The sequence below is a fragment of the Thioclava sp. UBA3469 genome (assembly GCF_002378135.1).
Lineage (GTDB): Bacteria > Pseudomonadota > Alphaproteobacteria > Rhodobacterales > Rhodobacteraceae > Thioclava > Thioclava sediminum.
Genome location: NZ_DFRG01000035.1, coordinates 1 through 629 on the forward strand (window position 1 = coordinate 1; position 629 = coordinate 629).

At 67.9% G+C, this 629-nt stretch carries 1 protein-coding gene; it reads left to right on the forward strand.

The window, feature by feature from the left end:
• Positions 1 to 629: thiamine pyrophosphate-binding protein (locus tag B3D39_RS02710; RefSeq protein ID WP_286789354.1), on the forward strand; the 629-nt coding region annotated here is incomplete at both ends.

Below are 629 nucleotides of genomic sequence, written 5' to 3' on the forward strand. Positions count from 1 at the left end.
CGGGGGCGCAGCGCGTCTACGGGATCGTGGGCGACACGATCAACCATTTCACCGATGCGGTGCGCCGGTCGGACCTGTCGTGGGTCCATGTGCGCCATGAAGAGGTCGGCGCGCTCGCGGCAGGTGGCGAGAGCTACATGACCGGGGAGCTGTCGGTCTGCGCGGGGACCACCGGGCCCGGGAGCCTGCATTTCGTGAACGGCATTTTCGAGAGCCACCGAAACGGTGCCCCCGTGGTGCTGATCGCCTCGAATATCGAGCGCGCGGAGGAGGGCCTGGGCTTCCCGCAGGAGGTCGATCAGAAGAAAATCTACGAGCAGGCTTCGGTGTTCTGCGAACGGATCAGCCATCCTGACCAAGCGCGCCGGATCACCGTGCAGGCGGCGCAGGCCGCGCTGACCAAGGGCGGCGTCGCGGTGGTCATCGTCAATGGCGACATGTTCCGCGAGACTACGAAGGACGATCTGCAATGGGCCGTGCATCGCCCGCAGCCGGTGATGCGCCCGTCGGAGGCGGAACTGGACGCGCTGGCGGGCATGATCGCCGAAGCCGAGCGGATCACGATCTACGCGGGTATCGGCGCGCGCGGAGCCGCCGCCCAGATCCGGGCACTGTCGGAGCGGCTCCCC